Below are 9,804 nucleotides of genomic sequence, written 5' to 3'. Positions count from 1 at the left end.
ACGGCGGACTGGGTGTAGCCGAGCTCGCGCGCAGCGGCGCCCAGAGTGCCCTGGTCGCAGGCCGAGACGAAGGCGACCCAAGGAGTCAGTGACACGCTGCCAGTATGCGTGATGCGCATGGCAGATGCGCCGATCTCTCGCTTGTGGCATGGCTCTGTGGCGTCGAAGGTGGGGACATGACTCCGACAACGACCCGCGTAGCCGTGCTGGGACTCGGCCGTATGGGCTCGGCCATGGCCGAGCGTCTTGCCGACCAGGGCCTCGTCGTCCGTGCATGGTCGAGGAGGCCGCGTGACGTGGTCAACGTCGACCTCCGCCCGTCGGCCACCGAGGCGGTGCGCGGAGCCGACGTCGTCATCCTTGCTCTCTTCGACGGCGTGGCCTGTCGGGAGGTTCTGCTCCAGTGTCTCGATGCGATCGCCGACGACGCCGTGGTTGTCAACACCTCGACCGTCGGACCCTCGAGGCCGTCGAGCTGGCCGCCGTCGTCCGGGACCGGTCACGGGCTTACCTCCACGCGCCCGTGATGGGCTCGGTCCCTGCTGTGCGGTCCGGCTCACTCACGGTGCTCGCCGGGTCCGACAGGGTCGAGGGCGACGTGCGTGAGGTGATCGGGGCCGTCGGTAGCGCGTTTCTGGGCGGGAGCCCGCGGACGGCGGCCGCAGTCAAGCTCGTTGCCAACCAGGTCCTCGGCGAGAGCGTCGCAGCGCTCGGCCGCATCCTCGCCAGCGGACAGGCGCTCGGAATCGACCGCGACCTGGTGCTGGACGTCCTCGAACGCACGGCCTTGGGCAGGATCGTCAGCGCCAAGCGGCCGAGGCTGGAAGGGATGGATGGCCCCGCTGACTTCACGGCCGGCGCGCTCATCAAGGACATCAGCCTGCTCGGTGCCGAGGTGCCAGCGCTCGATGGGCTCCTCCGGACGCTGCAGGCGGCCGGCGCGTCGAGTGAGGCTGACATCGCCGCACTCATCACCGGCCTGGCCTCAGGTCCGCGCTCGGTCGACACCACGGCCCACGTCGTCGTGGATGCCGGGGTGTGCGTCCAGCCTGACCTGTTGCGCCCCTTGGTCGACTACGCCAGGGGTCACGCCACGGGTGACCCGACGCACTTCCGGCGGGCATTCCGTCCGACTGCGCACATCGAGGGCCTCCGGGACGGCGTCTTCACCTCGTGGGACCTCGACAGGTACTGCGGACTCTTCACGGGACAGCCTGCCGCCGACGAGGGCTCGCGGTTGCGGGTCATCACTGGTGCCGGCCGTGCTGGCTCGACGGCTCACGCAACGATGCGCCTCGAACACGGCCCCGCCGTCTTCACCGACACCTTCCTGCTCGTTCAGGAGGGGTCCGAGTGGCAGATCTCGAACAAGGTCTACCTCCGGGAGTCCTGATCGAGTGCGCGCGATCGGGTCTGCCAGTGTCGAGACTCGCATCTTGCTCCGCCTACCGGAGCAGTTGTAGACGGTGCCCCAAGCCTGAAACCCGACGGACAGGACCAGCCCCAGAACCTCACCGATTTGCTGGGCATCATCGTTCCCACCGCCCGTCACATCGACTGCCTGCTGCCCGGCAGACCAGCCCTCGGTCGAGATCAAGGCCCGGTGAGCGGCAACGTCGATGTAAGACCCAGTAGTCGATGCACGAAGGAGGCCACCGGCTGCCGTAGGAGTCGACGACGCCGCTGTCCGGATAGCCCGCAGCGAACCGGAGCGCATCCGCTTCCCACAACATGTCGTCAACGGCGTCGTTCCGCACCTGCCGTGGCGCCAGCTCCAAAAGCCCGCGTCGGCGCCGCGGAACAGGGCGGTCTCCTCCCGCGATGGCTCGGACCATCGTGCAACACCAAGCGGTTTCAGATCTCGACCCGGCCGTCCGCTCGAAAGCGCATAGCGGGCGGCTGCCCAATCGGTCATCGCGAGACCGGCGGCTTCGCCGATGGTCGGCTGATCGGCGCCGTCCTATCCTTGACTCAGGGACTTGAGGATCCAGCCAGAATCGAGGCGATTCACCGATGTCAGCGAACTCAGGCACCCGCGGCGACGAAGACCCCGTCCACGACGACCGCGTCCACAGCGAAGCACCCGCCGAGGGCGATCTCGAGTTCGACGAAACGGAGATCCGGGCACATTCCGCGGATCCAGCCGAAGGTCCGGACGAGGACTGAGCCGGTCGGCGACGAGGGACCGCGCGCGACCGCCGCCGGCAGGTGCAGCGCCTACCGGTTTCCTTGACAGTCAGCGCCGCGGCCCTGAGCCTCGCATCTCGGTCGTCGCATCCCACGTCGGGCCGCCCACTTTTCCGCGCGTCCGAAGGCACCCTCCGGGCGGGCGACATGAGTGTGCACGGGCTTGGGTGCCCGCCGTTGCCCAAGTGGAGCCTCAAGCCGAATCGGCCGGCGCCGTGGGAACCGGATCCCGCTGAGCCTGTAGCCGGTGAACGTCCAGAGGTGCCCAAGCCTAGAGGTCACTCGCAGATGCTCGACGAGTCGACACAAGTGCCCGGGCTCGCCTGCAAATGCGTGGGTTGCCGGTAGCGGCCTGCCAGATGATCTGGCCGTGGATGACTGGCGACTGATGAGGCAGGAGAACGACCCTTGTGCGTCTTACGGCGTAAGGCTACGCTGGCTGCACATCAGTCTTACGACGTAAGGGGGAACGAGATGCGCGCTATCGTGCAGGAGAAGTACGGCTCGGCGGACCAGCTGCACCTGCGAGACGTACGCGAGCCGATGCCCGGTGCCGGAAAGGTGAGGGTCCGGGTGCGGGCGGCGGGCGTGGACCAGGGGACGGTTCATCTCATGACCGGGCTGCCGCTCCTCATGCGGCCCGCCGTCGGCTTCCGCGGGCCACGTCAGCCCACGCCGGGACTGGCGGTCGCAGGGGTCGTCGACGCAGTGGGCGAGGGCGTCACGACACTGTCCCTCGGCGACGAGGTCGTCGGAACAGGCAGGGGCACCTGCGCCGAGTTCACGATCTCTCGCGCCGACCGGCTCGTGGAGAAGCCCGCCACGCTTTCCTTCGAGGAGGCGGCCGCCCTGCCGGTGTCAGGGGTCACCGCGCTCGAAGGAGTCAAGGACGTCGGCCGAGCGGCCGCAGGTCAGCGGGTCCTCGTCATCGGCGCGTCCGGCGGTGTCGGCTGCTACGCCGTGCAGATCGCCAAGGCCCTCGAGACGGAGGTGACCGGAGTCGCAAGCGCCGGCAAGCTCGACCTGGTCCGCGACCTCGGCGCCGACCACGTCGTCGACTACGCCGCAGGTGAGCTCGCCGAGACCACCAAGGACGGCGGCCCTTTCGACCTCGTCCTCAGCATCGGCGGCAACCGCTCGGTCCGCAGCCTGCGGCGACTGCTCACCCCGCGCGGCACGCTTCTCATCGTCGGTGGTGACAGCACCGGCCGGGTGCTCTCCGGCCTCCAACGTCCGATGGGGGCCGCTCTCATCTCCCCGCTCGTCCGGCACCGCATGCCGTTCTTCATCGCCAGCGACAAAGGGGCCGCACTCCAGTCGCTGCTCGGCCTCGTCCACCGCGGGCTGGTCCGGCCGGTCGTCGACGAGGTCTTCGAGCTCGCCGATGCCGGCAAGGCGATCCGCTACCTCCAGGAGGGGCGCGCTCGCGGGAAGGTCATCGTGCGGGTCGACTGACCCACCGATCGCGGACGGCAGGGGGTGCGCCAGTCCAACCCGTAGGGTTGGGTCGTTGGACCGCACAGAGGAGGGCCGCCGATGGCACGCACCGCTTCGGCCAGGACTCCCCTGAGCCGTGAGCGGGTCTTCCGGTCCGCCGTCGAGCTCGTGGACGCCGAGGGGCTCGGCGCGCTGACGATGCGCCACCTCGCCGAGGCGCTCGGCGTCGAGGCGATGTCGCTCTACCACCACGTACCGAACAAGGAGGGCGTGCTCGACGGCATCGTCGAGGTCATCGTGGCAGAGATGCTCGACGCCGTGGCCGACCTGGACACCTCCCGGGCCGAGAGCGACTGGGCGGCGGTGATGCGCGAGCGCGTTCTCGCCGCCCGCGAGGTCCTGCTCCGTCACCCGTGGGCACCGGACGTCATCGAGTCACGCAGGGCGATGATCCCGGCGGTGGTCCTCTACTACGAGGGCGTGCTCGCCATCCTCCGGCGCGGCGGGTTCTCCTACGACCTCGCCCACCATGCCCTCCACGCCCTCGGCAGCCGGGTGCTCGGCTTCACCCAGGAGCTCTTCGAGCCGGACACCCCAGAGGGGGACGAGGCCAACGAGGAGACGTTCCGGCAGCTGGCCGAGCAGCTGCCGAACCTCGTCGGCATGCTCTCGTCGGTCAGCCACGACGCAGCTGACCAGACGCTGGGCTGGTGCGACGACCAGGCCGAGTTCGAGTTCGGCCTCGACGTGCTGCTCAACGGCCTCGAGCTCGCTCGGTCCCGATACGCCAGCCGAGGAGGGACTGATGGCTTCTCGTGACGTCCGCGGCGTCGTCGTCACCGCTGCTGGTCCGACCATGCGAACCGTCTTGCGCGACCTGGCCCTGCCGACGTTCCGGCGGTTTGCAGACCGATGGGGCTACGCGGTGCGCGCCGTGGACCTCGAGCACGACGGGCGGGAGGCCAGCGACACGGCCCAGCAGGCGAAGTGGACGAAGCTGGAGCTCCTGCGCGAGGCCCTCGCGGACTACCACATCGCCCTCTGGCTGGACGCCGACGTGCTCGTGGTCCGCTTCGACGAGGACATCGCAGACCACCTGCATCCCGACCACTTCCAGGCCTTGGCGCTCGAGCAGGTGCCCTACGAGCACCGGGTCAACCCCAACACCGGTGTGTGGCTCCTGCGGTCGTGCACCGAGGGGGTCGACTTCCTCGATGCCGTGGAGGCGGCCGGCCAGCAGCCGGGACCCTGGGCGGACCAGGGCGCCGTCCTGGCGGCCCTGGGGTGGCGGCGTGGCGACGACCGCTACCACTGGGCCGGACCCGGCGCCGGCTCGCCCTTCGTGTCCCGGACGAGCTGGCTCCCGCCCGGTTGGAACCAGCCCTATGTCGAGGGCCGAGACCCGGAGGGCTGCTACAACTCCGACCCGGAGTCCTACGCGACCCGACCGACCGTGCCTGACCCGTACGTCGTCCACTTCATGGGCATGACGGTGGAGGCGAGGTCGGCGCACATGGCCAGGTGCGCCGCCGCCGTGGGAGTGTGAGGCGGGAGAGGGACGATGGTCCCGAGCCCACGGGGGACGACGCGTGCAGGCTGGAGCCAGGTGGAGGGTGACCCTCCCCAGGCTGGAAGGAGGTCACGGTCGCCGTGACAGCACTGTTGATGACCGGTTTCCCCGGTTTCCTCGGATCTGCCCTGCTCCCCCGGTTGCTGGCGCGGCGGCCGCAGACCCGGGCCGTGTGCCTCGTGCAGGGGCGGTACCTGGAGTCCGCTGTGGAGCGGATCCGGGAGCTCGAGGTCACCGACCCACAGACGACCGGCAGGATCGAGCTCGTCGCGGGCGATGTCACCCTGCCCGGTCTCGGCCTGTCGCCCGAGGTGCGCAGCTCGCTCGACGCGGTGACTGAGGTGTGGCACCTCGCCGCGGTGTACGACCTGCACGTCGCCCATGAGCTGGCGCGCAACGTCAACGTCGGCGGGACCGCCAACGTTCTCGAGCTGTGCTGGTCGCTCCCATCGCCGCCGCGGCTGCAGTACGTCAGCACGTGCTACGTCAGCGGCACCCACGAGGGCGAGTTCAGCGAGGACGCGCTCGACCAGGGCCAGGCCTTCCGCAACCACTACGAGGCGACGAAGTTCACGGCCGAGCTCCTCGTCCGCCAGGCCATGCACCGGGGCCTGCCCGCGACCATCTACCGGCCCGGGATCGTCGTCGGGGACTCGGAGACCGGTGAGACGCAGAAGTTCGACGGCCCGTACTTCTTCGCCAGCTTCCTGCAGCGACAGGGGCCAGTCGCATTTGTCCCTCGGCTCGCCGACCCCGACCGCGTCCGGGTCTACCTGGTCCCACGAGACTTCGTCGTCGCCGCGATGGACGAGCTCTCCGTCCTCGAGGGGTCGGCCGGACGGACCTATGCGCTGGCCGACCCGCAGGCTCCGACGGCACGCGAGCTCGTCGACGCGTTCGCGGACCGCCTGGGCAAGCGGGTCGTCTGGGTGCCGATGTTCGCCGGGCTGGCCCGGACCGCGATCGACACCATCCCCGGGGTGTCACGGCTGCTTGGGCTTCCCGGCGAACTCGTCGACTACTTCGCCTCGCCCACGACCTACTCGACGGCGAACACGAGGCAGGATCTCGCAGGCACGGGCGTCGCATGTCCCGCATTCAGCGACTACGTGGATCGGCTGCTGGACTTCATGGTCGAGCATCCCGAGATCAGCTCGAGGGCGATGGTGTGACATGGCGACGAAACGACGCACTGCGAAGACGGCGGAGCCCACCCTCATCCTCGAGGTGAGCCTCCTCGGCCACGAGGGCGACTACGAGGAGCGGGTCACCCTGCTCGGGAAGAACTACCGGGTCCTCCGGATCGGGACGAACGGCCGGGTCCGGGAGGTGCAGGACCTCGTCGAGACCTGGGCGGGTCGGGCCGGCGCAATCGCCATCACCGGGCTACGCGAGGTGCGGGCCACGGGACGGTTCGAGGGAGACCTCGACGCCGTCGAGTGGCTCGCCGCGCCGGCCGCCGAGGTGCCGGTGACGATGGGGTACCGGCTGCGCGACGTCCTGCAGGAGTGGGCGATCCGGCACGTCCAGAACACCCTGCCCGGGTACTTCAACAACGCCCGGGTGATCGTCCTCGGCGACGAGGGCCAGACCAGGGCGGTCCAGGTCATCCACGAGTTCACGGACAACATCACGACGTCCGACCCGCTGCTCATCGACCTGATGGAGCGGGTCGAGGCGGTGCCGGTCGTGGGTTCCTACGCGAGCGTCGGGTTGTGGCCGGTGCGCAAGCTCCCGGGACCGGTGCAGGCGCTGCTCCGGGCGCCCGGGCCGGTCAGCCAGGCGTTCGCGCGCAAGGCAGCGCGGGCCGCCGACGTCGTCATCGCCAGCTACGAGGCCCTCGTCGCGTTCGGACTGGATGACCTCAGGGGCAAGACGGTCATCACCTCGGCCGTTTCGCCGGATCAGCTGGCCGAGCTCACCCGACGTGATGTCGACATGGTCGTCGATCCCACGCCGCAGCCCTTCGACGTCACCGTCGAGGACGCGGTCCTCGAGGCCATGCTCATGGCAGGGGCAGGGGCAGGGGCAGGGGCAGGGGCCGGCGGCCTGGCTGAGACCGGTCTGGTCGAGGCCATCCACCGGGCCGGGCTCGAGCCGCGAATGCTGCAGCCGAACGGTCCCCGGCGCAGGAGTCGATTCGCGTTCGTGATCCACCCGTTGAGCCAGGAGTACCTCGCCAAGGTCGAGCCGCTGCGGACGATGGGCAAGATGCTGCCCGGTTTCGTCATGGACGCCGTCGAGAAGGCAGTCGCCTACGTTCCCCCGTTCACCTACAGCCGGGTCACCGGAATCACCTCGCCGACCGGCGCGGAGGCGGAGGGCTGGCTGATCACCGTCGGCGGCACACCCAAGCAGCTGCTCTCGCACAACCCGGAGTTCACCTATGGCCAGCTCCTTGCGGCCGCGGACACCGCGAAGAAGCTCGGTGCCCAGGTGATGGGCCTCGGCGCGTTCACCAAGGTCGTGGGCGACGCCGGAGTCACCGTCGCCAAGCGGGCGCCGCTCCCCGTCACGACGGGCAACAGCTACAGCGCGTCAGGCGCGCTGTGGGCGGCTCACGAAGCACTCCAACGGCTTGGCCTCATCGAGATCGACTCGGAGGGGCGGATGCGCGGCAAGGCGATGGTCGTTGGCGCGACGGGCGCCATTGGCTCCGTGTGTGCGCGGCTGCTGGCCCTGGCCTGTGACGAGCTCTGGATGGTCTCGCCGGAGAGCGCCAAGCTCCTTGCCCTGCAGGACGAGATCCAGCGGGACAACCCGCGCGCGGAGGTGCACGTGTCCGACTCGCCGGGACATCATCTCGGCGACATGGACGTCATCGTCACCGCGACCTCGGCAGCAGGCAAGCGAATCCTGGACATCATGAAGGTCAAGCCGGGGTGCGTCATCACCGATGTGGCCCGGCCCCTCGACCTGTCCACTGAGGACGTCGCGCGGCGACCCGACGTGCTCGTGGTCGAGTCCGGTGAGATCGACCTGCCCGGCGAGGTCCGGATGAAGAACATCGGCCTGCCGAAGGGGGTCGCCTACGCCTGCCTGGCCGAGACCGTCGTGCTCGCCCTGGAGGGACGCTACGAGACGTTCACGGTGGGCCGTGACATCGAGTGGGAGAAGGTCAAGGAGATCTACCGGCTCGGGCTCAAGCACGGCATGCGGCTCGCGACCATCTCGGGCGTCAATGGCGTCTTCACCGACGAGGACATCGCGCGCATCCGGCGGCTCGCCCTGGAACGCAGGGGCGAACTCCCCCAGGACGCCGCCTCCCCCGCCTGATCCACATCGCATCCTGCTCCGCTTCCGGGAGCAGGATGCGAGCGCACCCCCAGACTCGCTCTCCTCAATAATTGTGAGCACCGCTCTTGCTTTTCTCCTCAGCAAGGAGCATGATCGAGGTGTTCGAGAGCACCGCTCACACTTTGGGAGGCACCTTGTCATCACACCGCACCCGCGCACTCCGCGCGCCGGCCGTCCTCGCCTTCGCAGGGTCAGCCCTTGCCCTGGCCGCCTACCCGATCCTGCGCCCCTGGGGTCCGGAGACCGGACTCGAGGGCGCGAGCGACTTCGCGTCCGCCGCCTGGCCCATCGCCCACCTGCTCGGAATGATCGGATTCGTCACGCTGGCGCTCGGCCTCCGCGCCCTGGCCACGATGGGACCGAACCCGTGGCCGCCGGGCTCTGTACGCCGCTCAGAGACCTTGGCCTGGCTAGCGGTGGCCTTCCTCCTACCGTTCTACGGCGGTGAGGCCTTCGGCCTGCAGGCGGTCGGCCAGTATGCAGTCGAGGCTCAGGATCCTGCCGTCCTGTCCATCGCCGACACGTTCCGCAACGGACCTCTTGCCTTGACGACCTTCGGCATCGGGCTGCTTCTGCTCCTCGTCGTCGGCGTCCGCATCGCCGTCGAGCTCTGGGGATCGGGACCGGTGGCGCGCCTCGGTGGCCTCCTCGTCGGGGCCGGGCTCGTCACCTACCTGCCGCAGTTCTACGGCACGCCGGCAGTACGCATCGCGCACGGCATCATCCTGGCCGCCGGCCTGCTCCTCGTCGCTCTCGCGATCAGCCGGCAGGCCGGCCGACCACAGGTCCTCCGGGGTGACCCGGTCGAGCGCGCGGGTTCCCTTTCGCTGGAAGCAAACTGAGCGGCATACGCCGCAACACGCCCGAGACCTCGAAACTCACCACTGTTGCTTCACGGGGAGTTTCGCGGTGCCGGGCGTGTTGCGGAGGACGCGGTCAGGCGCTCACGAACGGTAGAGGGCGCGGGCGGGGCAGAGACGGATCGCGGTGGCGCCGTCGGCGGGGGTCACAGTTCCGTCCCTGATGATGGGATAGCCCCACTCGTCCAGCTGAATGTGGTGCGGAAGAAGGCTGGCGCAGACACCATGGCCGGTGCAGGCGATCCGGTCGACGCGCAGCTCGAGCCGTGAAGCCGTTTCAGCGCGCGAGGACATCAGCAGCCCTTCGTCCTGGGTCCAGGCAGTAACCGGCCAGGTGGCCCTCGAGGTGCTCACCGTAGACCTGCCTGGCAGAGGCCACGAACCGCGCCACACCGTCGGGGAATCGACAAGCACCACGACCGGGAAGCAGACCGGCACGCCGCCAGATGTCCT

At 69.3% G+C, this 9,804-nt stretch carries 9 protein-coding genes; 8 read left to right on the top strand and 1 reads right to left on the bottom strand.

Annotated features, from left to right (window positions below; all coding sequences use genetic code 11):
- Window positions 1-176 precede the first annotated feature (176 nt).
- From ABF401_RS11250 to ABF401_RS11215, 8 genes are all read left to right on the top strand, one after another.
- On the top strand, window positions 177-527 hold the full coding sequence (locus ABF401_RS11250; RefSeq protein ID WP_353509654.1) for an NAD(P)-binding domain-containing protein: 351 nt from the start codon (window positions 177-179) through the stop codon (window positions 525-527).
- 17 nt (window positions 528-544) lie between these two features.
- Window positions 545-1,393 carry a nuclear transport factor 2 family protein gene (locus tag ABF401_RS11245; protein ID WP_353509653.1) on the top strand — a complete coding sequence of 283 codons (849 nt, stop codon included), beginning with the start codon at window positions 545-547 and terminating at the stop codon, window positions 1,391-1,393.
- 1,268 nt (window positions 1,394-2,661) lie between these two features.
- The gene (locus ABF401_RS11240) at window positions 2,662-3,642 is read left to right on the top strand and encodes an NAD(P)-dependent alcohol dehydrogenase (protein ID WP_353509652.1); all 981 of its coding nucleotides are present in this window, start codon (window positions 2,662-2,664) and stop codon (window positions 3,640-3,642) included.
- 81 nt (window positions 3,643-3,723) lie between these two features.
- Window positions 3,724-4,443 carry a TetR/AcrR family transcriptional regulator C-terminal domain-containing protein gene (locus ABF401_RS11235; RefSeq protein WP_353509651.1) on the top strand — a complete coding sequence of 240 codons (720 nt, stop codon included), beginning with the start codon at window positions 3,724-3,726 and terminating at the stop codon, window positions 4,441-4,443.
- The gene (locus ABF401_RS11230; protein WP_353509650.1) at window positions 4,430-5,170 is read left to right on the top strand and encodes a hypothetical protein; all 741 of its coding nucleotides are present in this window, start codon (window positions 4,430-4,432) and stop codon (window positions 5,168-5,170) included. Before ABF401_RS11235 ends, ABF401_RS11230 begins: the two co-directional genes overlap by 14 nt.
- 104 nt (window positions 5,171-5,274) lie before the next feature.
- Window positions 5,275-6,366, top strand: coding sequence for an SDR family oxidoreductase (locus ABF401_RS11225; protein ID WP_353509649.1), 1,092 nt, complete (start codon window positions 5,275-5,277; stop codon window positions 6,364-6,366).
- 1 nt (window position 6,367) lies between these two features.
- A complete protein-coding gene (locus tag ABF401_RS11220; RefSeq protein ID WP_353509648.1) occupies window positions 6,368-8,470 on the top strand; it encodes a DUF8754 domain-containing protein in 2,103 nt (700 codons plus the stop codon).
- Between the two features lie 155 nt (window positions 8,471-8,625).
- Window positions 8,626-9,333 (top strand): hypothetical protein, encoded by a 708-nt coding sequence (locus ABF401_RS11215; protein ID WP_353509647.1) that lies wholly within the window; start codon window positions 8,626-8,628, stop codon window positions 9,331-9,333.
- 102 nt (window positions 9,334-9,435) lie between these two features.
- On the opposite strand, the gene ABF401_RS11210 is transcribed toward ABF401_RS11215, so the two are convergent.
- Window positions 9,436-9,804, bottom strand: a 369-nt coding sequence (locus ABF401_RS11210) for a ferredoxin (protein ID WP_353509646.1), incomplete at its 5' end; no start/stop codon positions are given.

This window comes from Intrasporangium sp., assembly GCF_040414665.1.
Lineage (GTDB): Bacteria > Actinomycetota > Actinomycetes > Actinomycetales > Dermatophilaceae > Intrasporangium.
The sequence above is the reverse complement of the archived record's forward strand: the minus strand, read 5'-3'. Positions and strand labels throughout refer to the sequence as shown.

Coding starts and splice junctions, on each gene's coding strand:
- ABF401_RS11230 (WP_353509650.1), top strand. CDS start 4,430: ATGGCTTCTCGTGACGTCCGCGGCGTCGTCGTCACCGCTGCTGGTCCG.
- ABF401_RS11220 (WP_353509648.1), top strand. CDS start 6,368: ATGGCGACGAAACGACGCACTGCGAAGACGGCGGAGCCCACCCTCATC.
- ABF401_RS11240 (WP_353509652.1), top strand. CDS start 2,662: ATGCGCGCTATCGTGCAGGAGAAGTACGGCTCGGCGGACCAGCTGCAC.
- ABF401_RS11235 (WP_353509651.1), top strand. CDS start 3,724: ATGGCACGCACCGCTTCGGCCAGGACTCCCCTGAGCCGTGAGCGGGTC.
- ABF401_RS11250 (WP_353509654.1), top strand. CDS start 177: ATGACTCCGACAACGACCCGCGTAGCCGTGCTGGGACTCGGCCGTATG.